A 24,993-nucleotide genomic window follows, 5' to 3' on the forward strand; every position below is an offset into this window, starting at 1 on the left:
CGTGTGCGCCGTCCGGCGGTTCCCCCCGCATGACGACCGTCCACCGGCCCGCCCCCCGCGCCGACGCCGGCCCGGCCCGGGCCCACCCGCCCGGCGCCCCCCTGCGCCCCGGACCGGAGGCCGACACCTCGCGCCGCGTCCCCGGTCTCGTACTGCTCCTGCTGGTACTGGCGGTGACGGTCCTGGCGAGCCTGGCCCTCGGCGCCAATCCCCTCTCCGTGGAACAGGTGTGGCGGGGGTTCCGGCACCGCGACGGGTCCGAGGCGTCGGTCGTCGTCTGGTCCCTCCGGGTCCCGCGCACGGTCGCCGGCATCGCGGCGGGCGCGGCGCTGGGAGTGGCGGGCGCGGCGATCCAGGCGCTGACCCGCAACCCGCTGGCCGACCCCGGCATCCTGGGCGTCAACGCGGGTGCGGGGTTCGCCGTCACCCTCGGGGTGGGGTTCTTCGGGCTGTCCGGGATCACCGGGTACGTCTGGTTCGCGTTCCTGGGGGCGGCGGCCGGAACGGTCCTGGTGTACCTGATCGGCTCGGCCGGACGGGGCACCGCCTCACCCGTGACCCTCGTACTGGCGGGAGTCGCGCTGGGCGCGGTGCTGAACGGATTCAGCACCTTCCTGACCCTGATCGACCCGGAGACCTTCCGCTCGATCCGCAACTGGGGGCTCGGCTCCCTCGCCCGCACCAGCCTGGACGACACGGCCGCGGTCGCCCCGTTCCTCGCCCTCGGCCTGCTGATCGCGGTGGCCGTCTCGGGTGCGCTGAACTCGATGGCCCTCGGCGACGACCTCGCAGTCTCGCTGGGGGCGAAGGTGCTGCGCACCCGGGTGCTGGGCGTCCTCGCGGTCACCCTGCTGGCCGGCGGCGCAACGGCGTTGACCGGGGGCATCGCCTTCGTGGGTCTGATGGTGCCGCACGTGGTGCGGTGGTTCGTCGGACCCGACCAGCGGTGGATCACCGGGTACTCCGCGCTGGCCGGCCCGGCCCTGGTGCTCGCCGCGGACGTCCTCGGGAGGGTGATCGCCCGCCCCGGGGAGATCGAGGCCGGCATCCTCACCGCGGTGATCGGCGCGCCCGCGCTGATCGCCCTGGTACGACGTCGGAAGGCGAGCGGGCTGTGAACACGGACACCGTACGGGACCCCGCCGGAACGACCCGGGGGGCCGGCGTGCGCGGCTCGGGACGCGTGGACTTCGGGTACGCGAACCGGAGCGTGCGGTGCCGGTGGTTCTCGGCGCGCCTCGGGGTGCGCCAGACCGCGGTGACCGCGACCCTGTTCCTCGTCGCACTGGTGTCGGCCGTGGTGGCGCTGCGCTTCGGCGACTACGTGTTGACGATCGGCGAGGTCGCCGCCGCGCTCACCGGTTCCGGTGCGGAGTTCCACCGGACCGTCGTGGTGCAGTGGCGGCTTCCGGTGGTCACCGCCGCCCTCGTGTTCGGTGCGCTGCTGGGCGTCGGCGGGGCGATCTTCCAGTCGCTGACCCGCAACCCGCTGGGCTCCCCGGACGTCATCGGTTTCGACGCCGGCTCCTACACGGCCGTGGTCCTGTCCCTCCTGGTGTTCGGCGGCGGGGCCTACTGGTCCGTCGCCGGCGCTGCGGTGGTGGGCGGACTGGCCACCGCCTTCCTGGTGTACGCACTGGCCTACCGGCGCGGCGTGCAGGGCTTCCGGCTGATCATCGTGGGCATCGGCGTGTCGGCGCTGCTCGGCTCGGTCAACGCCTATCTGATCTCCCGGGCCGACCTCACCGACGCCCTGACCATCGGGTTCTGGGGCGCCGGGTCCCTCACCCGCGTGACGTGGAACGGCATGGCCCTCTCGCTGGCCGTCACCGTGCTGATCGTGCTGGCCGCGGCGCTCCTCGCCCCGTCGCTGCGCCACCTGGAACTCGGCGACGACGCGGCCGTCACCCAGGGCACCCGGGTCGGAGCCGTCCGGCTGGCCCTGCTGGTGGTCGGCGTCGCGACGACGGCGCTGGTGACCGCCGCCGCCGGGCCGATCGGCTTCATCGCCCTGGTCGCCCCGCAGTTGGCCCGGCGGCTCACCCGCTCGCCCGGGGTGCGGCTGCTCCCGGCAGCCGCGATGGGGGCGGCCCTGTTGAGCGCGGCCCACGTCCTCGCGCTGCTCGTCGCCCGGTCCTACCGGCCCGTCCCGGTCGGTCTGATCACCGTGTGCCTGGGCGGGCTGTACCTGATCCGCCTCCTGATCCACGAGTCCCGGCGTCAGTACGGCGCACCCCGATGACCCCACCCGAAGAGAACGAGCACATGACCCCCACGCCCGACCGTGAACGCCCCGACGGCCTCGCCGGCCCCGGCGGTTCGGCCCCGCCCCGGGCCGGGGTCGTCGTCGACGAAGCGACGATCGGCTACGACAAGGCCGTGGTCTCCGAGCGCCTCTCGGTGCGGATACCGGACGGCTCGTTCACTGCGATCATCGGTCCGAACGGCTGCGGCAAGTCCACCCTGCTGCGCACCCTCGCCCGGGTGTTGACCCCCTCGGCGGGGCGCGTGCTGCTGGACGGGAAGGCGATCAGCACCTACCGGTCCAAGGAGGTCGCCCGCCGGATGGGCCTGCTGCCGCAGACCTCCCTGGTGCCCGACGGAATCCGGGTCGCGGACCTCGTCGCCCGGGGGCGCGCACCCCATCAGGGCCTGGTGCAGCACTGGCGCCGGTCCGACGAGGAGGCCGTCGAAGCGGCACTGCGGGCGACCCGGCTGACCGAACTGTCGGGGCGGTTGGTCGACGAGTTGTCGGGCGGGCAGCGCCAGCGGGTCTGGGTGGCGATGCTCCTCGCCCAGCAGACGCCGATCGTGCTGCTGGACGAGCCGACCACGTTCCTGGATATCGCCCACCAGTACGAGCTGATGGAGCTGTTCCGCACCTTCCACGACGAGGGCAAGACGGTCGTGGCGGTGCTGCACGACCTCAACCAGGCCGCCCGCTACGCCGACCACCTGGTCGTCCTGCGCGACGGCGGCGTCGTCACCACCGGCACCCCCGACGAGGTCATCACCGAGGAGCTGGTCGAGCGGGTCTTCGGGCTGCGCTGCCTCGTCGTTCCCGACCCCGTCACCGGCACCCCGACGGTGGTGCCGCTCGACCCGCGCACGGCGCCCCGTCACCCGACCGAACCCGCAGCAGTGGACGGACCGGGCCCGGTTCCGTCCCGCGGCGCCACCGCCGCCGACCCCCGTCCAGAGAAGTGAGAACCGTGGCACAGAGCCTGAGGCACCTAGAGGTCTTCCCCATCACCACCCGCACCCTGGACGTCCTGCGCGTGACGGACGTGACGCCCGGGATGCGCCGGGTCACCCTGGGCGGCCCCGAACTGGCCGCCCACACCGCGGCGAACGGCCACCCGGTGGCGGCGTTCCGCTCGGACGGGTTCGACGACGAGTTCAAGGTCCTGCTCCAGCACCCCGACGCCGAGACGGTCGTCGGACCGACCCAGGCCGACGGACTGCTGCACTGGCCCCGCGACGACGCCCGCATGGTCTCCCGCACGTACACCGTGCGGCGCTGGGACCCCGTCGCCGGTGAGCTGGACGTCGACTTCGTCATACACGGCGTCGGACCGGCGTCGACCTGGGCCTCCCGGGTGCGGCCCGGCGAACGGGTGCAGATCGCCGGACCCAAGTCCTCCTCGCTGCACCCCGAGGGGGCCGACTGGACGTTGGTGGCCGGCGACGAGACCGCGCTGCCGGCGATCGGCCGGTGGCTGGAGCAGTGGCCGGCCGGCGCCCGCGGCCAGGTGTTCATCGAGGTCGGCCACCCCGACCACCGGCAGGACCTCCCCCTCCCGGACGGGGTGACGGTGACCTGGCTCAGCCGCGACGGCGCCGAACCGGGCACGACCACCCTGCTGTTCGACGCCGTCCGGCAGGCCCCGTGGTGGGCGGGGACGGTGTTCGTCTGGGTCGCCGGCGAATCGCGCACCCTCACCCCGATCAGACGGTGGCTGAGGAACGAGAAGGCACTGGCGAAGGAGCAGGTCGACGTCACCGGGTACTGGCGCCGCCAACCGGTCGCCGTCGACGACCCGCACTCCGCGCGGCCCGGCGACGCACCGGTGGACGCCGAAGGGAGCGGGAACGAGGCGCAGCGGTTCCACGAACTCACCGAGGTGCTGCCCGCGTTCGCCGCCCGGACCGCGGTGACCTTCGGCCTGGCGACCGCGTTCGGCGAACGACCGCGCACCGTCGCCGAACTGGCCGCGGCCACCGGCACCGACCCGGTCGGACTCGGCAAACTGGTGCGCTACCTGGCCGCCCTCGACCTGACCGAACGGCTCGACGACGGCCGCTACCGGCTCACCGACCTGGGGCGCGAACTGGAGGACGACCACGTCATCGACACCCTGCACCTCGACGGGCTGCCCGCTCGACGCGAACTCGGCGGCGCCCTGTCGCTGTGGTCCGCGGTGCGCACCGGTCGGGGCGACCACGCCCGCTGGTTCGGCGCCGACTACGCCCGGCACGTCCAGGACGATCCCGCGCTGCTCGCCGCCCGCACCGCACACGAGGCGCGGGAAGCCGTGTACGTGGCGGGCGCCCTCGCCGCCGCCTCCGCGTTCGTCGGGTTGTCCACGGTGACCGTCTCGGGTCCGGCTGCCGGCAGCTTCGCCGCCGCCCTGGTCAAGGTGCACCCCGCGCTGCGGGCCACGGTGGTCGCCGCCCCCTCGGAGATCGACGCCTTCCGTGGGGCGTACCCGGCGCACGAGCGCATCGGGTACGAGGCGGGCAGCCTGCTCGGCCCCCGCCCGGTGCCCACCGACGCGGTGCTGCTGGCCGATGCGCTGCGCTCCCTCACCGACGTCGACGCGGTCCACGTACTGCGTCAGGCGGCGGCCGGGCTGAACCCGGGCGGCCGGGTCCTGGTCTTCGGTGACGTGCTCGACCCGGAGGTGGCGGACGAGCACGACTACGAGGACGACCTGATCGACTTCGCCCTGCACGGCGGCGGTGCACGGGACCGCGAGGGGCACCGTGCCCTGTTCGACGCCGCGGGCCTGCGCCTGGTGGAGCGCACCACGATCGGCTGGGGCTACACCCTCCACGCCCTCGGCCCGCGGAACTGATCCGGTGGTCCGCTGGTCCGTACCGGGGCGCGGACCGTGCCGGGTCAGTAGGCGACGCTGATGCGGGCCCTGGGGTGCTCGGCCTTCTCGACCTCGTCGACGAAGGCGGCGGCGAAGTCCTCCGCGCTGATGCGGCTGTTGCCCTCGGCGTCCGTGAGGAGGCTGTCGCCGCCGAGGCGGAAGGCACCCGTGCGTTCGCCGGGGGCGATGAGCGCGGCGGGCGACACGGAGGTCCACTCCAGGTCCTCGACCGTGCGCAGCACGTCCAGCAGGGCGCTGTGGGCCCCGGCCTCGGGCCGGTAAGCAACGGGGAAGCCGGGGGTGTCCTTCAGCGCGGTGTCCTCGGCGACCCGCAGCGATCCGGCTCCGCCGACGATCACCACCCGGGCGACGCCACCGGAGCGCACCCCGTCGAGGAAGGCGTCGTACAGCGCGGTGAACGGCGCGAGCGGATCGGAGCCGTCGCGGAGCGGGACCAGCGCGGAGGCCACCGCGTCGGCCCCCCTGACCAGGCCGGCGACCGTCCCGGCCGAGCCGGCGTCCGCAGCGACGGCGGTCAGCTGCGGGTCGTCGAGCGGGGCCTGCCCGGAACGGGACACGGCGACGACCCGATGTCCCCGGCGAACGGCCTCGGCGGCGATGCGGCTTCCGATCATGCCGGTGGCACCGAACAGAACGATCTTCATGGTGAGCTCCTCAGGATTCCGGTTCCCCGACCCGCCCGGGCCCGAGGGGGAACCCGGGCGGCCTTGGCGTTCGGCCGCCCGCCGTTTTCCGTCATCCAGGTCGGGCGGATCGGGCCGATGCCTCCACGCTAGGCCCACTAGCTGGGACCTTCTGGGTACGCTGGGGACTCATGATGGCCAAAAACCGACAGGACGGTACAGCCGGCATTGCGGAGGTGTCCTTCGCCGCACCGGCCGGGACGCCCCCCGGCATCGAGGTCCTGTCCCTGGCCGAGCTGCGCGCCCGCGCCGGTCCGGACCGCTTCACGGCGCCGCAACGCGTCGGCTTCCACCATCTGCTCACGGTCGCCTCGGGCACCCTGCGGCACACCGTCGACTTCACCGCACACACCCTGCGACGCGGGTCCTGGCTGTGGGTGCGCCCCGGTCAGGTCCAACAGTGGGGTGACCTCACCGCGGCGGAAGGCACCCTCGTCCTCTTCCAGCAGGACTTCCTGGACGGGGCCACCGCGGCCGGCGCCCGGCTGGACGACGTCCACGGCCCCGCCGTCCGCACCCCCGTCGCCGAGGACGTACCGGCCCTGGACCTGGCCGTGGCACACCTCGACCGGGAGTTCCGCTCCTTCGGGCACCTGCCGCTGGCAGCGCACACGGCGACGCTGCGCCACCTCCTGGCCGTCCTCGTGCTGCGGCTGTCACACCTCGCCGGGGCCGACGACGTCCCCTCCCCGGGACCCGACGAGACCTATCTGCGGTTCCGGAACGCGGTCGAGGAGCACTTCGCGCGTACCCGGCGGGTGGCGGACTACGCGGGCCTGCTCGGCTACTCGCCCCGCACCCTGTCCCGGGCCGCCCTCGCCGCCACCGGAACCGGCGCCAAGGAGTTCATCGACCGTCGGGTCGTCCTGGAGGCGAAGCGCCTACTCGCCCACAGCGACGACGCCTCGTCCCGGATCGCCGACCGGTTGGCCTTCCCCAGCCCCACGCACTTCAGCAAGTTCTTCCACCGCCGCACCGGGCAGACCCCGACCGACTTCCGGGCGGCCGTCCGCAGCGGTGCGGCCCGGGGGCCGGGGTCTCAGCGGTAGTAGACGGCCGTCCGCTTCCCGTCGACCTCGTGGACCTGCACGGGAGTGTCGAACACCTCGGTGAGCACCTCCGCCCGCATCATCGCGTCCACGGTGTCGGAGGCCGCGATCCGGCCGTCGCGCAGGGCGATGATCCGGTCGGAGTAGGTGGCGGCGAAGTTGATGTCGTGCACGATCAGGACCACGGTCTTGCCGAGTTCGTCCGCCGCACGCCGCAACTGGCTCATCATCCGCACGGAGTGCTTCATGTCGAGGTTGTTGAGGGGCTCGTCGAGCAGCACGTACCGGGTGTCCTGGGCCAGCACCATCGCCACGTAGGCACGCTGGCGCTGGCCGCCGGAGAGCTGGTCGAGGTAGCGGTGCTGGAGGTCGCCGAGGTGCAGGAAGTCCAATGCGTCGTCCACCTGGGCGACGCACTCGGGGGTCAGCCGTCCGCGGCTGTGCGGGAAGCGCCCGAAGGAGACCAGCTCCCGCACCGTCACCCGGGCGGTGAAGTGGTTTTCCTGGCGGAGGATGGACAGGGTCCGGGCCACGTCCTGCGACTTGGCGCGGTGCACGTCGAGGCCGTCGACGGTCACCGTGCCCGAGGTCGGCTCGGCGAGCCGACCGATGATGGTCAGCAGGGTGGACTTGCCGGCCCCGTTGGGGCCGACCAGCGAGGTGATGCCGCCCGCCGGGATCTGCCCGGATACCGGACCGAGCACGGTGTCGTCGCCGTACGTCTTGCGGATGTCGGTGAACTCGATCACAGGGTGCCCTTCCTGAGCAGGTGGACGAGGAAGATCGCCCCGCCGAGGAACTCGATGACGACGGTGAGCATGCCGGAGGCGTAGAAGACGTGTTCCATGACGAACTGCCCGCCCGCCAGGGTGATCAGCCCGATCAGGAACGCCATCGGCAGCACGATGACGTGCCGGTGGGTGCCCGACATCTGGTAGGCGAGCATCGCCGTGACGAAGCCGAAGAAGGTCATGGGCCCCGCGAGCGCGGTCGACATCGCGACCAGCAGGGAGATCAGCAGCAGCATCAACGAGAGCTCGCGCTTGTGCGCGATGCCCAGGTTCGTGGCGGCGTCCCGACCGAGCAGCAGGGTGTCGAGCCGGTAGCGGCGCTGCCAGACGATGGCGCCGACGATCAGGCACACGCCGCCCGCCAGGGGCAGGTACTCCGCCTCGGCGCTGCTGAGCCGGCCGAACAGCCGCGCCGACAGCACGTCGTACTCGGCGGGTGACAGCAGCCGTTGGAGGAAGTCCGACAGGCTCCGGAAGGCGAGCCCCAGCACCACGCCGACCAGCAGCAGGACGTGGATGCTGCCCTTGCGTCCGTTGAACAGCCAGCCGAACAGCAGCATCGTGAAGCCGACCATCAACAGGGTCTGGGTGATCAGCTTCGGCATGCCGTCCGTCGCGGCGAGCACGCTTCCCCCGAAGACCGACACCAGCAGGGTCTGCATCAGGATGTAGACGGAGTCGAACCCCATGATCGAGGGGGTGAGGATGCGGTTGTGGGTGATGGTCTGGAACACCACCGTGCCCACCGCCTGGGCGAACGCGACCACCGTCATGGTGCCCAGCATGGTCAGGCGTCGCTCGAAGGCGAAGTCGAAGGACCCCTTGATGAAGAGGAAGAGGAAGCAGCACACCGCGACGGCGGCGAGCACGCCCGCGATGACCAGCCGGGCGGTGGCGGGCAGCCTCGGCCGGGCGGGGGAGGCGGGCTCCGCGGTGGGACGTTCGCCGGCAGCGCCCGGCGGGGGCGCGGTCCGTGCGGGACTCTCAGACATGGACCTTCCCTCGCTGACGCAGGATCATCGCGACGAAGACGACCGCACCGACGGCCCCGAGCACCACCGTCGCCGGGATCTCCAGGGGGAAGACGACGATCCGCCCGACGAGATCGCAGGCGATCATCAGGGCGACGCTGCTGAGCACCACCCACGGCAGGTTGCTGCGGACGTCGTCGCCGCGTGCCATCGAGACCAGGTTCGGCACGATCAGACCCAGGAAGGGGATGAACCCGACGACGACCGTGGTCACACCGGTGGCGAGGGCGACCATGACGAGCCCGGTGAACATGATGCGCCGGTAGGGCAGGCCCAGGCTGGTGGCGGTGTCCCGGCCGAGTCCGGCGATGGTGAAGCGGTCGGCCGCCAGGTACAGGCCGATGACGATGGCGCCGACCACCCACAACGGCTCGTAGGTGCCGCGCACCACCGAGCTGAATCCGCCCGAGCGCCAGGTGGCGAGCATCTGGAGCAGATTGGTGGACGAGGCGATGTACAGCGTCACCGCGCTCACCAGGGCGCCCAGCATGATGCCGACGATCGGCACGATGACCTGCGACTTGAGCGCGATCCGACCGAGGACGAACAGGAAGACGAGCGCACCGACGAACGCGAAGGCGCTGGCTGCGCCCATCTTCACCATCGGCGACGCGGCCGGCACGGTGATCGTGAGCAGCAGGACGCCCAGGGCCGCCCATTCGCTGGTGCCCGTGGTCGTGGGTTCGACGAAACGATTCTGCACAAGCATCTGCATGATCACGCCGGAGACCGCCATCGCGGCGGCGGCGAGCACCAGGGCGAGCGTGCGCGGCACCCGGGAGATCAGGAACATCCGCCGGGCTTCGGGGTCGGTGAACAGCGCGCGCAGGTCGATGTCGTACCCGCCGATGAACAGCGAGGCCGTGATCAGCGCGAGCACGCAGAGCGTGGCCAGCAGCAGGGGAAGTCGACGCATGGGGCTTCCGGGATGGATGGTCCGGGATGGATGGTCCGGGGGAAGGGGACGACGCGGCCCCGGGGGAAGGCCGGGACCGCGTCGAGGTGGGGTGTCAGCCGGCCGCGTTGAACGCGGTCGCCACCTGGTCGAAGGCGTCCGTGTACGCCTGGGCGCCCTCGGTCACGTAGAAGTCGCTCGCCAGGTAGATGACCTGGTCCTGCTTGCGGAAGGTCGTCTTGTCCCACGCCTCCATGCCGTCCACGATCTTCTTCGCGGCGACGGCCTCGGAGCCGTCCTCGGTGCCGACGGCCGCGTCCCGGTCCAGCATGATGACCCAGTCGGGGTTGAGCTTGGCGACCGTCTCGGGGGCGAGCCCGGAGTCGTTGTGGACGGAGGTGCTGTCCTCGCCCTCGGCGCTGATCACGTTCTTCAGGTTCAGCGGCTCGGAGAGGCGGCCGATGCGGCTGGCACCGTTGTCGATCTTGCCGGCGCTGGCGACCGCGAGGAACACGGTCTCGCCCTTGGTGGCGTCGGCGGCCGACTTCTCGGCCTTGTTCAGGGCCGCGACGATCTCCTTGGCCTTGGCCTCCTGGCCGAAGATCTTGCCGAGGCTCTCGGTCTGGGTCTTCAGCGAGGCGACGTAGCCGCCCTTGGCCTCGTCGGACGGGGCGACGTCCACCGTCTTGGCGATCTTGGACAGCTTGTCGTGGTGGTCGGTGAACCGGTAGCCGCCGATGATCAGGTCCGGCTCGGCGGCGTTCAGCTCTTCGAACTTGGGCTCGCGGTGGGTGCCCACGTCCTTGATAGAAGAATCGTTTTTCCAGTCCTCGAAGCCCTCGTTCGGCAGCAGCGCCTTCGGCACCGCGACGGGCTTCACGCCGAACGCCTTGAGCGTCGCGAACGAGGTGTTGTCGAGCGCCGCGACCTTGGCGGGCTTCAGGGGAACCTTCAGCTCGCCCTTCGCGGTCGTGACGGTGACGTCACCCTCGCTCTTGCCCGAGTCGGAGCCCCCGCCGGACTCTCCACAGGCGCTCAGCACGACACCTGCACACAGGACCGCGCTGGTCACCACGATGGACTGGCGGAAACGGATGGAACGCACGGCGAACGACTCCCAGGACCACATAGGCAGCCGCATCGCCCGGCGATGCAGCTGCGAAGATTCAAAACTTCACTTAGCCTAACCTAACCTCATCCCCCATCTCCCCCACCTCCCCCCTAAGGGGCCCCTCGACCAGCTACGTCCCCATAAAGAGCCGGAAATCGGGCGAAGGGCGACCCGACTCCGACGCGGTGGCGATCTCGACTCAGACGGGTTCCGGCAGCGGACCGAGGTGCGTGCCGACGCGCTCGCGCAGCAGGAGGTAGTCGTCCCAGCGCCGGGGCAGCGGGCCCGGCGGACGGACGATCACGCGGGGGACGGTGACGGTCTGGCCGTTGCGGAACTGCTCGCGCGTCAGGTCGAGTTCCACCCCGCTGGGCAGCCGGTTCCACCAGTGGTAGCCGCGCGGGGTCCCGTCTTCGAGGGCGACCTCGCCGCAGAGGAGGTCACCGCCGAAGACGTCGTTGACGATCAGGGTCGTGATGTCGCAGTGCCCGCAGGCCGGATTCTCCGGCCGCCAGTCGGCCAGGTCGTCGGGCGAGCAGGTGTCGGCGGCCCAGCTGGCGCGCAGGGCCCGGTCGAGGTCGAGCAGGGTCAACGGGTTCATGGCGTCAGCGTCGCAGCCGCCACTGACATCGACGCGGGGCGTCGACCGCCGCGCCGGGACGCCCACTTCGGGTCAGGGCTCCGACGCCCCGGCATCCGATCGATCCGACGGCACGGTCTGCGTGGGGCGTTCGCCACGCAGTCGGGCCCACAGCGGCAGGACGAACCAGCACAGGACGAACCAGAGGACCATCGGCACGAGCAGCCAGCCGGCGAGGGCGTCGTGCAGGACGACCCGCAGGACGAGCAGGAGCGCCGTGCCCATCGTGCACAGCAGCAGCGCCAGCCCCAGGACGACGAGTCGCGAGGCCAGCTCCACGGTCTGCGGCTTCACGCTCCGGCCGGTGAGCATCCGGTGGAGCGCCACCGGGCCGATCAGTGCGCCGGTGGCGGCGGCCCCCAGGAACACGGTGACGAGGTAGATGACGTGGTCGGTCCGCGGGAGGTCGGCGAAGCGGGAGGAGAAGACCACGGTCAGCAGGAAGCCGAACAGGATCTGCACACCCGTCTGGGCCACCCGCACCTCTTGGAGGAGATCGCTCCAGCGTCGGTCGGCGCGCTCCTCCTCGGACTCCTGACGCCCGGTGCCGTACCGCCCGATGTCCCGACGCTGGGTGTCCTGGTGCTCGGTGTCCTGGTGTCCTCGTTCACGACCGTTGTCGTCCAGCCCCACGCCGACCCCTCCTCCTCGCGGTCCGGGCCCACGGCCCCCGTCCTCCCCCGTCCTCCGTCGTCGTCGGACGACGGCCTGCGGGTACCCGGGCGGAGGGCCGCCACACCGGGGAGGCGGGGGCCGCGCGGGCCCCGATCAGCCGGTCGGGGCGGTCAGCCGGTCGAGACGGCTGCGGTGGGCCGGGGACAGCACGAGGCGTTCCGCGGCGAGGTTCTCCTCCAGGTGGGCGATCTTGGAGGTGCCCGGGATCGGGAGGACCACCGGGGAGCGACCGAGCAGCCAGGCCAGTGCCACCTGGGTGGGCGTGGCGTCGAGTTCGGCCGCCACCGCGGCGACCTCGGCGTGCTTCCCGGAGTCGCCCCAGGCGACCGTGCGCCAGGGCAGGAACGCGATGCCCGCCTCTGCACAGGCGGTGAGCACGGGCTCGTGTTCGCGGTCGAGCAGGTTGTAGCGGTTCTGCACGCTCGCGATGTCGACGATCTGCCGCGCCAGGTCGAGCTCGGCGACCGTCACCTCGGACAGCCCGATACGGCCGATCTTTCCCTCGGTCCGTAGCTCCCGCAGGGTGCCGAGTTGCTCGGCGAGCGGTGTCTCCGGGTCGATGCGGTGCAGTTGGAGCAGTTCGATCCGTTCGACGCGCAGTCGGCGCAGCGCCTGCTCGACCTGCTCGCGCAGGACGGTCGGGCGTCCGTCGTACTTCCAGTCCCCGCCGGGACCGGTCCGGGCGACCCCGATCTTGGTCGTGAGGAGCAGCCCGTCCGGGTACGGGTGCAGGGCCTCGGCCAACAGTTCCTCGTTGGCCCCTTCGCCGTACAGGTGCGCGGTGTCGATCAGGGTGACGCCGAGTTCGACGGCCCTGCGGGCGACGGCGAGCGAGGCGTCCCGGTCCGGGCCCGGCTCCGTCGACAGGTGCATGGCCCCGAATCCGAGGCGTCGTACTTCCCGGTCCCCGCCGATGCGATACGTGGTGGATGTCATGTGCCGCGCTGGTCCTTTCGGTCAAGAGACCACGTTATCAACGGAGTTGACGGATGTGGGGGTTCAGGCGGGGGCGGATCGGGGCCCGTGGACCCGACACTGATCGCGGACACGACCTGTCCGCAACTGCTTCTAGCGTGGGCGGCACGACCTAAGGAGATCCCTCATGACGATCATTGTCTCCGGCGCCACCGGCCATGTCGGCCGCCCCCTGGTGGAGCAGCTGCTCACCGCCGGCCACCGGGTTCGCGCCCTGACCCGTGACCCCCGGCGGGCTCACCTCCCGGACGGTGCGGAGGTGGTGGCCGGCAACCTGTCCGACACGGCGGGCCTGCCCGGGGTCTTCGCCGGGATGACGGCGGCCCATCTGATCGGCTTCGGCGACGACTACGCCCCGTTGGGCAACGGGCCGGAGATCGTGGACGCCGCGGCGCGGGCCGGTGTGCGCCGGGTGACCGTCCTCAAGGGCGGTACGGAGAAGACGGAGTTGGATGCGGCCGTCGAGGCCAGCGGCATGGAGTACACGTACCTCGCGCCGGTGGAGTTCATGTCGAACGCCCTGGAGTGGGGCGAGTCGGTGCGGACGGAGGGCCTCGTCCGCGAGGGCTTCCCGGACATCGAGAGTTCGATGGTGCACGAGGCGGACATCGCTTCGGTGGCGGCCACGGCCCTGACCACAGCGGGGCACGCCGGGAAGGAGTACTGGCTGACCGGCCCGGAGGCGTTGACGGCGCCGGAGAAGGTGCGGGTGATCTCCGAGGTGCTGGGACGTGAGGTCCGGTACGTCGAGTTGAGCCGGGACGAGATCGTCGCCGGCTGGCGCGAACAGGGATTCTCCGAGGAGGACATCGAGTTCTTCGTGATGATGCGGACCCGGCCGCCGGCGGCCGGTCGCACCGTGTTGCCCACCGTGGAAGAGGTCACCGGCAGGCCGGCCCGCACCTTCGCCGGGTGGGTCCCGGAGAACCGGGCCGCCTTCGGCGGCTGACCACGAGAGCCCGCGGCGCCGCTTCGGGGCCGCAGCCGGGTCCGCCGGGCGTTCAGGGGTGGATCTGAAGCAACTTGCGCAGGAGGAAGGAGAGTTGCTCCCGCTCTTCGGGGGCGAGCGCCTGGAAGGTGCCGTCCAGGAATCCGGGGAGGGCGCCTTCGGCGCGGGCCAGTGCCTCGCGCCCCGGGTCGGTGAGGGTGACGGCGTAGGCGCGACGGTCCTCGGCGTCCCGCTCGCGCCGTACGCGGCCGGCCCGCTCCAGGGTGTCGCAGAGGCCGACCATGACGCTGCGGTCGATGCGCAGTTCGTCGCTGAGGACGCGCTGCGAACAGGGGCCGACCTCCGCGAGCATCTTGAGCACCAGGTGGTGCCCGACGCCGAGGCCGAGTTCGTCCGTCCGGGCGTCGGCGGCCCGGGCCACCGCAGCGGAGGCCCGACACAGCGCGATGTCCAACCGTTCCGCGGCGAGCCTCGGGAAGTAGGCGACCTGTGCGCGGTCCGCGGTCCTGGGCACCATGCGGTCTCTCCTCCTGTGCTCCCCGTTCGCGACGACCCTACCAGGAACCATCTGCCCACAGATCGTTTGCGCGCCACCCATCATCTTCGTATGATCGCCAATCATCTTCCTGCAGATGATTGGCGCTCAGATGGAGGTCGACCATGAACGGACCCGGCGGCAACGAGCGGGCGGCCCTGACGCTGCTCTGTACCGCGGTGTTCCTGGACGCGATGGACCTGTCGCTGATGGGGGTGGCCCTGCCCGCCGTGGGACGGGACCTGTCCCTGTCGGAGGGAACGCTGCAATGGCTCGTGTCCGGGTACGCGGTCACCTACGGCGGCTTCCTGCTGCTGGGCGGCCGGGTGGCGGACCTCCTGGGCCGTCGCCGGATGTTCCTGCTGTCCCTGGCGGTCTTCGCGGGGGCGAGCCTGGCCGGGGGGCTCCTCTCCGAGGGGTGGTTACTGGTCGTCACGCGGGTGGTCAAGGGGCTGGCCGCCGCACTGACCGCCCCCGCCGCACTGTCCCTGATCACCACCACGTTCACCGAGGGCGCCGGGCGCAACCGCGCGCTGGGCGTCTACGCGTTGGCCGGCGCCACCGGGTACAGCGGCGGGCTCGTCGCCTCCGGGCTGCTGACCGAGGTCAGTTGGCGGCTGGTGTTCTTCGTCCCGGTGCCGATCGCCCTGCTGGTCCTGCTCCTCGCACCGAGGGTGCTGCCGAAGGACGGACCGCCCCCCGCCGAGGCCCGACGCTTCGACGTGGCGGGGGCGGCCACCGTCACCGCCGGAGTGCTGCTCCTGGTGTACGCGCTGACCGAGACCAGTGGCGGGGCGGGTGTCCTCGCCGCCCTGTTCCTGATCGCCTTCGTGGCGGTCGAGCGCCGGCAGCGACTCCCCCTGGTCCCGCTGCGGGTGTTCCGGTCGCGCGCCCTGGCCACCGCCAACCTGGCCGCGGTGGCCTGGGCCTGCGCAACGATCGGCTGGCAGTTCGCCGCCGTCCTGCACCTTCAACAAGTGCAGGGTTACGGGGCCCTGTCGACCGGCCTGGGCATCGTCCCGATGGGGCTGGCGATCGTGGTGACCGCCCGCTTCGCCGGACGACCGATCGACCGCTGGGGACTCGGACGGACGGCGGCGGTGGGGATGCTGGTCCAGGCCGCGGGCATCCTGCTCTTCCTCCGGGCCGACGCCGAGGCCGACTACGTCTCGGTGCTCCTCCCGGCGCTCCTGGTGCACGGGGTGGGCAACGGGCTCTCCTTCCCCAGCCTGAACATCGCGGCGGTCGGTGCCCTGCCCGACGAACAACAGGGCCTGGCGTCCGGGCTGATCACCTCGTCCGTGCAGATCGGCGCCGGCATCGGGGTGGCCGTGCTGGCCTCGCTCCTCGCCACGGGCGGTCCGGGCCCCGACGGCTACCGGCTCGCGTTCCTCGCGGCCGGCGGCTTCTCCCTGCTCGGAGCGGCACTGGCGCACTTCGGCCTGCGTGCCCGCACCACTCCCACCGAGGCCCGGGCCGCCGGCTGACCGGCCGTGACCACCCGCGCCGCCACCACCCACGCCGGCACCGGCCGGCCGAGCACCGAGGAGACGATCGTGACCCTGGAACTCACCCCCGACGAACTGCTGTCGACCACCCGCGCCGTGCGCAAGCGGCTCGACCTGGACCGCCCGGTCCCGCGCACCCTGATCGAGGAGTGCGTGGACCTGGCGACCCAGGCACCGACCGGCCGCAACCGACAGCGCTGGCACTTCGTCATCGTCACCGATCCGCAGCGGCGTCGCCTGGTCGGGGACATCTTCCGCCGGGCGCTGACCACCGCGAGCGGGCAACCGCTCACCGAACGGGACGTGCAACGCATGTACGCCCACCCCGACTCCATGGAACGGATCTCGGAGGGCCTGCGTCACCTCTACGAGAACGTCCACCGCGTACCCGCGTTCGTCATCCCGGCGATCGAGGGGCGCACCGACCACGCCTCCGTGCTCGACCAGTCCGGCACCTGGGGGTCGATCCTGCCGGCGGTGTGGAGCTTCATGCTCGCCGCACGGGCGCGCGGGCTCGGCACCGTCTGGACGACGGCGCAGGGGCCGTTGGAGGAGGAACTCGCCGACGCCCTCGGGGTGCCGTACCGGGAGGTGATGCTGGCCGCGTTCATCCCGCTCGCGTTCACCCTCGGAACCGACTTCAAGCCGGCCCGTCGGGTCCCCCGTGACCAGGTGCTGCACTGGGACCGGTGGTGACCGCGCCGGGCCGGGCGGGCCCGGCGGGCTCGCGCCCGGACGCACGCGTCGGCGTCCAGGTCCCCGGTCCGGGCGGCCCCGGGTACGCGGCGGCGAGGTGGTCGCGCAGGGCGACGAGCGCGGGATGCGGGTTGTCGGCACGCCACAGGAGGGAGTGCGGATAGACCGGGGTCGGGTCGGTGAGCGGGACGCGCCGCAGATCGTGGCCGACGGGCCAGACCAGCGGGGTCTGCTCGCTCAGGAGCGTCGCCACGTTCACCGACCCGGCGATCGTGTCGAGCAGGTCTTCGAGACCGAAGTTGGGGCCGATCGCATCGATGGTGAGCCCGAAGGCGGCGGCGAACGCGTCGTAGTAGGCGGTCCATTCGGCGCCGGGGACGTTGCCGGGCATCCAGATGCGGTGTCCGGCGAGCCGGGCCGGGGTCACCGAGGCGGCACCGGCGAACGGATGCGCCGGCCCGGTGAACAGATGGAGCCGCTCATCGAGGACCGGGGTCGCCGCGATGCCCTCGGGGAGCCGCCGCCCGGGCGTCGCCACGGTGCGGAACGTGGCGTCGATGGTGCCGGCCAGCACCGCGGCCACGGCCTCCTCGGCGTCGAAGAGCGTCACCACGTCGAGGTCGATGCCGGGGCGCGCACGGTGGAAGTCGCGCAGCAGGCCCGCGGTCGAGAGCCGCCGCCCGATCACGTCCACGCGCAACGCCCGGTGACCGGGGCGCACGGAGGCGGCGGCGCGTTCCGCCGCGCGGAGCAGTGCGCGGGCGTGCGGCAGGAACGCCTGCCCGTCGATGGTGAGCTGCGCCCCGCGGGGGGTCCGGGTGAACAGCCGTACGCCGAGGTGCCGCTCCAGTGCGGCGATCCGTTTGGAGACGGCCTGCTGGGTGACCGACAGCTGAACGGCGGCGTCCTGGAACTGCCCCTCGTCCACCACGACGACGAAGGTGCGTACGGCGATGAGGTCCACACCGATCACCTTAGGTCCACAACGTGTGGTTGTGGCTCGGCGCCGGAGCAGTTGTTTGATCCCGGGCCGTGCGGCTCGCTTGGATGGCCCGGGTCAACCCGCGGTGGTGCAGGTGGGACACCTCATCGGACGCACACCGCGGTTCCGTACCGCCCAGGAGGTGGGTCACCCATGTCGGACTCCTTCGTCCACCTGCACAACCACACCGAGTACTCGATGTTGGACGGCGCACAGAAGTTGGAGCCGATGTTCGCGGAGGTGGCCCGCCAGGGCATGCCCGCGATCGCGATGAGCGACCACGGCAACATGTTCGGCGCCCACGAGTTCGCGCGGGTGGCCCGGCGCTTCGACGGTGTGAAGCCGGTCATCGGCATCGAGGCGTACCTGGCGCCCTCCTCCCGCTTCGCCCGGCAACGGGAGTTCTGGGCGCCGGGCGGCCGGCGGGCCGTCAACGACGACGGCGAGGGCGCGAAGGACGTGTCCGGCGGCGGCCGGTTCACCCACATGACCCTGTGGGCGCACAACGCCCAGGGGCTGCGGAACCTGTTCTGGCTGAGCACCCGGGCCAGCTACGAGGGCCAGTTCCCCGCGGGGAAGCCGCGCATGGACCGGGAGCTGATCGCCGAACGGCCGGACGGCATCATCGCCACCACGGGGTGCCCTTCGGGCGAGGTCCAGACCCGGCTGCGCCTGGGCCAGTACCCGGAGGCGAAGGCCGCCGCCGCGGCCTACCAGGACGTCTTCGGTCGGGAGAACTACTTCCTGGAGCTGATGGACCACGGGCTGGACATCGAGCGGAGCGTGCGCGACGACCTGCTGCGGCTGGCCCGGGAGTTGGCGCTCCCGCTGCTCGCCACCAACGACGCGCACTACGTCACCGAGGACCAGGCCGACGCGCACGACACCCTGCTGTGCATCGGCGTCGGCAAGAACAAGGACGACCCCGGGCGCTTCCGCTTCAGCGGTTCCGGCTACCACCTGAAGTCCGCCGCCGAGATGCGCGCCCTGTTCGCGGAGCTGCCCGCCGCCTGCGACAACACCCTGCGGATCGCCGAGCGCGTCGAGTCCTACGACGAGGTGTTCGACCACGTCGACGAGATGCCGCGATTCCCGGACGTGCCGGCGGGCCACAGCCAGGAGTCCTGGCTGCGCGCCGAGGTCCGCAGGGGGCTGGCGCTGCGCTACGGGGACCCGGTTCCGGCGCACGTCCTGGACCGCTACGAGACGGAGATGGCCGTCATCGGTCCGATGGGGTTCAGCTCCTACTTCCTGGTGGTGGCGGACATCTGTCGGCACGCCCGGGAGAACGGCGTCCCCGTCGGTCCGGGCCGCGGCTCGGCGACCGGCTCCCTGGTGGCCTACGCCACCCGGATCACCGAGCTGTGTCCGCTGGAGCACGGCCTGCTGTTCGAGCGGTTCCTGAACCCGGAGCGCATCAACCCGCCGGACGTCGACCTCGACTTCGACGACCGGCAGCGGGACCGGATGGTCCGCTACGTGACGGAGAAGTACGGCGAGGCGTACACGGCCCTGGTGAACACGTTCGGCAGGATCAAGGCCAAGAACGCCGTCAAGGACTCCGCGCGCGTCCTCGGATATCCGTTCTCCCACGGCGAGCGGATCACCAAGGCGCTCCCACCGGACCAGAACGGCGCCTCCGCGCCCCTGGCCGCCGTCTTCGACCCGGGCCACGACCGGTACGCCGAGACGGCCGAGATCCGGCGGATGTACGAGGCCGAGCCGGACGTGCGCCGGGTGCTGGACACGGCCCGCGGGGTGGAGGGCCTGACCCGCGGCACCGGGGTGCACGCCGCCGCGGTGATCCTGTCGCGGACCGAGCTGACCGACCGGATCCCGCTGCACCTGCGCGCCGCGGACGGGGCGCGCATCACGGGGTTCGACTACCCGTCGTGCGAGGCGATGGGCCTGGTGAAGATGGACTTCCTCGGCCTGCGGAACCTGGGGGTGATCGATCGGGCGCTGGCCAACGCGCGCGAGAACCGGGGCGTCAAACTGGCCACCGTCGACCCGCTGGACGGGGACGCGTCCACCGTGGTGATCCCGCTGGACGACGCCCCGACGTACCGGCTGCTGGCCGAGGGCAACACGCTCGGGGTGTTCCAGCTCGACGGCAGCGGGATGCGGGCCCTGCTCAAGCTGATGCGGCCCACCCGGTTCGAGGACATCGCGGCGGCCAACGCCCTGTACCGGCCGGGCCCCATGGCGGCGAACGCGCACACCAACTACGCACTGCGGCAGAACGGCAAGCAACGGCCCGCCCCGATCCACCCGGAGCTGGCCGACGCCCTGGAGCCGATCCTCGGCTCCACCCACCACCTGCTGATCTTCCAGGAGCAGATCATGGCCATCGCCCGGCAGCTCGCCGGCTACACCCTGGGCGGGGCGGACATGCTGCGCCGGGCGATGGGCAAGAAGAAGCCGGAGGTGCTGGCCGCCGAGTGGGACAAGTTCCACGGCGGGATGCGCGCGAACGGCTTCTCCGAGGAAGCGGTCAAGGCGCTGTGGGACGTGATGCTGCCGTTCTCCGGCTACGCGTTCAACAAGTCCCACACCGCCGGGTACGGACTGGTGTCGTACTGGACCGCCTATCTGAAGGCGAACTACCCGGCCGAGTACACGGCCGCGCTGCTCACCTCGGTCGGCGACGACAAGGACAAGGCCGCCGGCTACCTCGCCGACGCCCGCGAGAACGGGGTACGGGTCCTGCGACCCGATGTGAACGAGTCCGTCGCGGAGTTCACCGCCGTCGGGGACGACGTGCGGTTCGGGCTGCGGTCGGTGCGCAACGTCGGGGACCAGGTGATCGACGCGGTGGTGGAGGCCCGCCGCCGGAAGGGAAGATTCACCTCCTTCGCCGACTTCCTGGACAAGGTGGCGCTGCCCGCAGTGAACAAACGGGCCGTGGAATCCCTCATCAAGGCGGGCGCGTTCGACTCCCTGGGGCAGTCCCGCAAGGGGCTCGCCGCGATCCACGAGGTCGCCGTCGACGCCGTCGTCCCGCTGAAGAAGGCCGCGGCGTTCGGACAGGACGACCTGTTCGCCGGGCTCGACCGCGAGGCGGGCGAGAGCGGCGCGGCGCCCGTCCTCGGCCTCGGCTTCCCGGTGGACGGGACCGAGTGGCCGCGCCGCGCACTGCTGGCCGCCGAACGCGACATGCTGGGGCTGTACGTGTCCGCGCATCCGTTGGACGGTGCGGAGCAGGTCCTCGCGGGGGCCCGGGACTGCACGGTCGCCGAACTGCTCGCCTCCGGCCGCACCACCGGTGAGGTACGGCTCGCCGGACTGATCACCGGAGTCCAGCACAAGGTGACCAAACAGGGCAACGCCTGGGCCGTCGTCCACCTCGCGGACCGGGACGCCACGGTCGAGGTGCTGTTCTTCCCCGCCTCCTACCCCTTGGTGCGGCCCGCGCTGACCGAGGACAACGTCGTCACCGTGACGGGCCGCGTCGAGGACCGTGACGGCACCCTGAACGTCTTCGGGAGGGAACTCGCCGTCCTGGACGTGTCGTCCGTCGAACACGGGGGCCGGCCGCCCGTGCGGCTGGCGCTGCGCTCCCACCGGGTCACCGCACGTGCGGTGGGCAAACTGCGCCGCATCCTCGCGGACCACCCGGGCGACAGCCCCGTGCACCTCAGCGTCCGGGACACGGCGACGACCACCGTGTACGCCCTGCGGCCCACTGTGAACGCCGCCACCCTCGCCTCCGAGGTGAAGGGCGCGTTCGGGGCGGACGCCTGGGTGGGCACCGCGTGACCCCGGAAGGGGGGACCGCCGCGGACGGCACCCGCGGCCCGTGCTGTCCGCGCTGTCCCCGGTGTCGGGTTGCCGCGGTGCTGACCGTGCGCTACCCGCACTCCTGGCACAACCGGGCGGGCGAACGGGTCGAGGGCGTCGCCGAGTCCCTGCTCTGCTCCCGTTGCGACACGGACGACCCCGCGGCGGCGGCGCTGCTGGCGCTGCTCGGCGAGGGCGGCCCGACCGGGGCGGCTCCGGGGGTGTTCGAGGAACGGGCCGGGAGCTGGCTCGGTGCGGTGCGCGCGCGGCGGGCCGATCCGGGGGCGCTCGCCGCCGAGGAGGGACGGTGGCGGGCCGGGGAACTGTAGCCCGTGCGGCACGGCGGTAGCCTCGGCAGGGGGCCGCGGGGGCCGTCCCGGAACACGAGGAGCCGCTCGGATGACCGAACCGCGCACCGTCGACTTCTGGTTCGACCCGGTCTGTCCCTACACCTGGATCACCTCGCGTTGGCTGGTGGAGGTGGGCCGGGTGCGCCCGGTGACGGTCCGCTGGCGGGTGATGAGCCTGTCGGTGCTCAACGAACACCGGGCCGACGACCCGGAGGGCGACTGGGGCGACTACCTGTGGGCGTCCGTACGGGTGTGCGCCGCGGTCGAGCAGCGGTACGGGCCGCAGGCGCTCGGCGCGTTGTTCACCGCGATGGGCACCCGGTTCCATCTGCACGGGGACTGGGGGAACCTCGCGGGTGCCCTCACCGACGCCGGCCTGCCCCCGGAGCTGGCCGAGGCGGCCTGGTCCACCGCGTACGACGGAACCGTCCGCTCCTCGCACTCCGAGGCGATGGCGCTGGTCGGTCCCGACGTGGGCACCCCGGTACTGGCGGTCACCGGCGCGGACGGTCGACGCACCGGGTTCTTCGGCCCGGTCGTCTCGCCGGCGCCCACCGGGGAGGCCGCGGGACGCCTGTGGGACGGCTACCTGCTGTTGACGGGGGTTCCCGGGTTCCACGAGTTGAAGCGCGCGTACCCCGAAGGGCCCCGCTTCGACTGAGCGGGTGCGGCCCCGCTCAGAGCGACGGCGGCCGGGCCGTCGTGAGCAGCGGGAGGTTCTTGCGACGCGACTCGTCCCAGGAACCGTCCGCCACCATCTTCTTCAGCGCGGCCTGCACACTCGGCTGGTACGGGCTGTCCTTCGGGAGGCCGATCCCGTAGCGCTCCTCGGTCAGCCGGAAGCCGCCGAGCCGGAAGGCGTCCGGTGTCCGCGCGGCGTGTCCCGCGAGGATGGCGTCGTCGGAGGTGACCGCGTCCACGGTCTCCTGCGCCAGGTCCGTGAGGCAGTCCTCGAAGGTCGCGCGGTTCACGATCTTCGCCGCGGGGGCGACCTTCGTCCGGATGTTCTGCACGGAGGTGGAGCCGGTCACCGAGCAGACCTTCTTGTCGTTCAGGGCCGAAGCCGAAGAGATGGAGAAGTCGTCGACGCGGGTCAGCACGTCCTGATGGGCGATCAGGTACGGCCCCGCGAAGTCGACCTCCTCCTCCCGGCCGTCGGTCATGGTGTACGTGGCGACGACCATGTCGACGGTGCGCTCGGCGAGTGCGTTCTCGCGCTCCCTGCTGGACACCGGGACCCATGCGATCTCGGAGGGGGCGTGGCCCAGTTCCCGGGCGACGTACCTGGCGGTGTCCACGTCGAAGCCGGAGTACCGTCCGTCGGGGTCCCGGAAGGCGATGCCCGGCTGGTCGACCTTGATGCCGATGGTGATCCCCGCAGCAGTGGGTGGGGGTGACTTCGCGCCGCCCGCACCACCACCCGTGTCGCCCCCTGCGCCGTCCGCCCCACCCCCGCCAAGGGGCAACTGCGCCCACAGCAGGGCGCCGGCCAGTGCGGCGGCGCCGAGCGCCGAGGCGTAGAGGAGCACCGGCCTGCGCCGGACCGCGGGCGGCGGCACCTGGCCCTCGGGCTGCGCCGAAGGACGTGCGGTCGGCCGGGGCGGGACCAGCCGGTAGGTCGCGCGGTCCGCTGCGGGGGCCACCGCGGGAGCGTGCTGCGCCGTGGCCAACATCCGGTCCAGCGCTGCCGCATCGGGTCGCTGCGCAGGGTCCCGCACCAGGACGGAGGTCAGGGCCTCGGTCAGCGGTCCGGCGGCGCGCGGCGGCGGCACGTCCTCGCTGAGCACCGCCGCGAGGGTGGCCAAGGTGCTGCCGCGCCGCAGCGGATGGTGCCCTTCGACGGCGACGTACAGCGTCATGGCGAGCGACCACAGGTCGGCGGCGGGACCGCCGTCCTCACCCGCGACCCGTTCGGGCGCCATGTAGTCGGGGGTGCCGATGAAGGAGTCGGCGGCGGTGAGCACCGTGGAGCCGGTGACGGCCGCGATGCCGAAGTCGGTGAGGACCGGGCTCCCGTCGGGCCGCAGCAGGATGTTGGGCGGCTTGATGTCCCGGTGCTGGATGTCCGCCGCGTGCGCCGCCCGCAGTCCCGCCAGGGCGCCGCGGCCGATGCCGGCCGCCTCGGCGGGGGTCAGGGGGCCACGGTCGAAGCGGTCCTGGAGCGAGCCGCCGGTGACGAGTTCCATGACGAGCCACGGATACGTGTCCTCGCCGCCGTCCACGATGTGGTGGATGGTCACCACGTGCGGGTGCACGATGCGGGCGAGCGCCCGGGCCTCGCGGAGCACCCGGGCGCGCCGGACGCGGGCGATGTCCGGGTCGTGGGCGGCCATCGCGGGGTCGGGCGGACGCACCTCCTTGAGTGCCACCTCACGGTGCAGCGCCAGGTCACGCGCCCGCCACACCAACCCCATGCCGCCGCCACCGAGCCGGTCCAGCAGTTCGAAGCGGTCGTCGATCACCCGCGCCACATGGCCCCCTCGTCGCCCCCGCGGAACGCCTCCGGACCGGGTCGGCGCCGCGCTCGACTCTGCCACACGGGTGGGGGTGCGCACAGCCGGTTCTCCCGCGCTCTGTGTACACACCGCCCCCCTCTCGCGTACGCTCCCTCACCTGTGGTGTTCGCCCGGGCACGTGGCCCGGTCCTCTGTGGGGGTGACGGCATGGTTGCCGGTAATGTGGTGCGTTTCGACGGTTTGCGCGGGTACGGGTTCATCGCGCCAGACAACGGCGGCGAGGACGTTTTCGTCCACGTCAACGACCTACTGATCCCGGAGCAGCAGATGCGTCCGGGGCTCACGGTCGAGTTCGTGATCGAGGAGGGGGAGCGCGGTCCGAAGGCCTCGGACGTGCGGCTCGCCGAGGGAGCGGTCGTTCCGGCCCCCCTGCGGAGCGGAGGGGCGTCCGGTTCGGGTGTCACCCGCCAGGTCCAGGTGGACGACGACACGCTGTGCGATGTGCTCACGGCCGAGGAGTTCGTCCATGACGTCACCGAGGTGTTGCTGTCCTCAGCGCCCTCGTTGACCGGGGACCAGATCCTCCAGATCCGGCGCGGGCTGCTCCAGTTCGGCAAGAACCACGGCTGGACCGAGGGCTGATCGATCGCTGTGCCGTCGGGGGGGGGGGGGGTGTGGGCCCCCCCGCCCCCCCGCCGCCGGGCCCCCCGCCCGCGCCCCCCGCGCCGGAGGGGCCCCCGCAGCAACCCCCAGGAGGAAGCCCCCCA

The 24,993-nt window shown here is 72.1% G+C and carries 23 protein-coding genes; 12 read left to right on the forward strand and 11 right to left on the reverse strand.

Annotation, left to right across the window (positions count from 1 at the left end; genetic code table 11):
- Positions 1-29: 29 nt before the first annotated feature.
- The 4 genes from ACFWIA_RS10175 to ACFWIA_RS10190 all read left to right on the forward strand — a co-directional run bounded on the left by ACFWIA_RS10175 (position 30) and on the right by ACFWIA_RS10190 (position 5,078).
- Positions 30-1,118, forward strand: coding sequence for a FecCD family ABC transporter permease (locus ACFWIA_RS10175; RefSeq protein ID WP_387002308.1), 1,089 nt, complete (start codon positions 30-32; stop codon positions 1,116-1,118).
- A 92-nt stretch (positions 1,119-1,210) separates the two neighbouring features.
- On the forward strand, positions 1,211-2,242 hold the full coding sequence (locus ACFWIA_RS10180; protein WP_387002393.1) for a FecCD family ABC transporter permease: 1,032 nt from the start codon (positions 1,211-1,213) through the stop codon (positions 2,240-2,242).
- The gene (locus tag ACFWIA_RS10185; RefSeq protein ID WP_387002310.1) at positions 2,239-3,207 is read left to right on the forward strand and encodes an ABC transporter ATP-binding protein; all 969 of its coding nucleotides are present in this window, start codon (positions 2,239-2,241) and stop codon (positions 3,205-3,207) included. The genes ACFWIA_RS10180 and ACFWIA_RS10185 overlap by 4 nt, the downstream gene beginning before the upstream one ends.
- Positions 3,208-3,212: 5 nt before the next feature.
- Positions 3,213-5,078, forward strand: coding sequence for an SIP domain-containing protein (locus tag ACFWIA_RS10190; protein WP_387002312.1), 1,866 nt, complete (start codon positions 3,213-3,215; stop codon positions 5,076-5,078).
- A 44-nt stretch (positions 5,079-5,122) separates the two neighbouring features.
- Here ACFWIA_RS10190 and ACFWIA_RS10195 read toward each other — a convergent pair whose 3' ends face one another.
- Positions 5,123-5,764 carry an NAD(P)-dependent oxidoreductase gene (locus ACFWIA_RS10195; RefSeq protein ID WP_387002314.1) on the reverse strand — a complete coding sequence of 214 codons (642 nt, stop codon included), beginning with the start codon at positions 5,762-5,764 and terminating at the stop codon, positions 5,123-5,125.
- Between the two features lie 170 nt (positions 5,765-5,934).
- Between ACFWIA_RS10195 and ACFWIA_RS10200 the strand changes: the two genes are divergently transcribed.
- Positions 5,935-6,852 carry a helix-turn-helix domain-containing protein gene (locus ACFWIA_RS10200; RefSeq protein ID WP_387002316.1) on the forward strand — a complete coding sequence of 306 codons (918 nt, stop codon included), beginning with the start codon at positions 5,935-5,937 and terminating at the stop codon, positions 6,850-6,852.
- Here the strand turns inward: ACFWIA_RS10200 and ACFWIA_RS10205 are convergent.
- The 7 genes from ACFWIA_RS10205 to ACFWIA_RS10235 all read right to left on the reverse strand — a co-directional run bounded on the left by ACFWIA_RS10205 (position 6,843) and on the right by ACFWIA_RS10235 (position 12,931).
- Positions 6,843-7,601, reverse strand: coding sequence for an ABC transporter ATP-binding protein (locus ACFWIA_RS10205; protein WP_385493273.1), 759 nt, complete (start codon positions 7,599-7,601; stop codon positions 6,843-6,845). The genes ACFWIA_RS10200 and ACFWIA_RS10205 overlap by 10 nt on opposite strands.
- The gene (locus ACFWIA_RS10210; RefSeq protein ID WP_387002318.1) at positions 7,598-8,635 is read right to left on the reverse strand and encodes an iron chelate uptake ABC transporter family permease subunit; all 1,038 of its coding nucleotides are present in this window, start codon (positions 8,633-8,635) and stop codon (positions 7,598-7,600) included. Before ACFWIA_RS10210 ends, ACFWIA_RS10205 begins: the two co-directional genes overlap by 4 nt.
- The gene (locus ACFWIA_RS10215) at positions 8,628-9,590 is read right to left on the reverse strand and encodes an ABC transporter permease (protein ID WP_387002320.1); all 963 of its coding nucleotides are present in this window, start codon (positions 9,588-9,590) and stop codon (positions 8,628-8,630) included. Before ACFWIA_RS10215 ends, ACFWIA_RS10210 begins: the two co-directional genes overlap by 8 nt.
- Positions 9,591-9,684: 94 nt before the next feature.
- Positions 9,685-10,674 carry an ABC transporter substrate-binding protein gene (locus ACFWIA_RS10220; RefSeq protein WP_387002322.1) on the reverse strand — a complete coding sequence of 330 codons (990 nt, stop codon included), beginning with the start codon at positions 10,672-10,674 and terminating at the stop codon, positions 9,685-9,687.
- Between the two features lie 205 nt (positions 10,675-10,879).
- A complete protein-coding gene (locus ACFWIA_RS10225; RefSeq protein WP_387002324.1) occupies positions 10,880-11,281 on the reverse strand; it encodes a hypothetical protein in 402 nt (133 codons plus the stop codon).
- Between the two features lie 72 nt (positions 11,282-11,353).
- Positions 11,354-11,881 (reverse strand): DUF6328 family protein, encoded by a 528-nt coding sequence (locus ACFWIA_RS10230; RefSeq protein ID WP_387002395.1) that lies wholly within the window; start codon positions 11,879-11,881, stop codon positions 11,354-11,356.
- Positions 11,882-12,088: 207 nt separating this feature from the next.
- On the reverse strand, positions 12,089-12,931 hold the full coding sequence (locus ACFWIA_RS10235; RefSeq protein WP_387002326.1) for an aldo/keto reductase: 843 nt from the start codon (positions 12,929-12,931) through the stop codon (positions 12,089-12,091).
- Between the two features lie 166 nt (positions 12,932-13,097).
- Here ACFWIA_RS10235 and ACFWIA_RS10240 point away from each other — a divergent pair, with 166 nt between their 5' ends.
- A complete protein-coding gene (locus tag ACFWIA_RS10240) occupies positions 13,098-13,919 on the forward strand; it encodes an NmrA family NAD(P)-binding protein (RefSeq protein WP_387002328.1) in 822 nt (273 codons plus the stop codon).
- Between the two features lie 52 nt (positions 13,920-13,971).
- Here ACFWIA_RS10240 and ACFWIA_RS10245 read toward each other — a convergent pair whose 3' ends face one another.
- The gene (locus ACFWIA_RS10245; RefSeq protein WP_387002330.1) at positions 13,972-14,436 is read right to left on the reverse strand and encodes a MarR family winged helix-turn-helix transcriptional regulator; all 465 of its coding nucleotides are present in this window, start codon (positions 14,434-14,436) and stop codon (positions 13,972-13,974) included.
- Between the two features lie 143 nt (positions 14,437-14,579).
- Between ACFWIA_RS10245 and ACFWIA_RS10250 the strand changes: the two genes are divergently transcribed.
- Positions 14,580-15,941 (forward strand): MFS transporter, encoded by a 1,362-nt coding sequence (locus ACFWIA_RS10250; protein ID WP_387002332.1) that lies wholly within the window; start codon positions 14,580-14,582, stop codon positions 15,939-15,941.
- Between the two features lie 69 nt (positions 15,942-16,010).
- Positions 16,011-16,658, forward strand: coding sequence for a nitroreductase family protein (locus ACFWIA_RS10255; protein WP_387002397.1), 648 nt, complete (start codon positions 16,011-16,013; stop codon positions 16,656-16,658).
- Here the strand turns inward: ACFWIA_RS10255 and ACFWIA_RS10260 are convergent.
- Complete coding sequence (locus tag ACFWIA_RS10260; RefSeq protein ID WP_387002334.1) at positions 16,603-17,622, reverse strand: LysR family transcriptional regulator; 1,020 nt, start codon at positions 17,620-17,622, stop codon at positions 16,603-16,605. The genes ACFWIA_RS10255 and ACFWIA_RS10260 overlap by 56 nt on opposite strands.
- Positions 17,623-17,793: 171 nt before the next feature.
- On the opposite strand from ACFWIA_RS10260, the gene dnaE reads away from it, so the two are divergent.
- From dnaE to ACFWIA_RS10275, 3 genes are all read left to right on the forward strand, one after another.
- Positions 17,794-21,399, forward strand: a complete 3,606-nt coding sequence (gene dnaE / locus ACFWIA_RS10265; protein WP_387002336.1) for a DNA polymerase III subunit alpha — start codon at positions 17,794-17,796, stop codon at positions 21,397-21,399.
- Positions 21,396-21,749, forward strand: a complete 354-nt coding sequence (locus ACFWIA_RS10270; RefSeq protein ID WP_387002338.1) for a DUF6300 family protein — start codon at positions 21,396-21,398, stop codon at positions 21,747-21,749. The genes dnaE and ACFWIA_RS10270 overlap by 4 nt, the downstream gene beginning before the upstream one ends.
- 70 nt (positions 21,750-21,819) lie before the next feature.
- Positions 21,820-22,431 (forward strand): disulfide bond formation protein DsbA, encoded by a 612-nt coding sequence (locus tag ACFWIA_RS10275; RefSeq protein ID WP_387002340.1) that lies wholly within the window; start codon positions 21,820-21,822, stop codon positions 22,429-22,431.
- Between the two features lie 16 nt (positions 22,432-22,447).
- On the opposite strand, the gene ACFWIA_RS10280 is transcribed toward ACFWIA_RS10275, so the two are convergent.
- Complete coding sequence (locus ACFWIA_RS10280; RefSeq protein WP_387002342.1) at positions 22,448-24,241, reverse strand: transporter substrate-binding domain-containing protein; 1,794 nt, start codon at positions 24,239-24,241, stop codon at positions 22,448-22,450.
- Positions 24,242-24,433: 192 nt separating this feature from the next.
- On the opposite strand from ACFWIA_RS10280, the gene ACFWIA_RS10285 reads away from it, so the two are divergent.
- Positions 24,434-24,868: a cold-shock protein gene (locus ACFWIA_RS10285; RefSeq protein ID WP_387002344.1), complete on the forward strand. Its 435-nt coding sequence runs from the start codon at positions 24,434-24,436 to the stop codon at positions 24,866-24,868.
- Positions 24,869-24,993 lie beyond the last annotated feature (125 nt).

It is taken from the genome of Streptomyces sp. NPDC127068 (assembly GCF_042724695.1).
Lineage (GTDB): Bacteria > Actinomycetota > Actinomycetes > Streptomycetales > Streptomycetaceae > Streptomyces.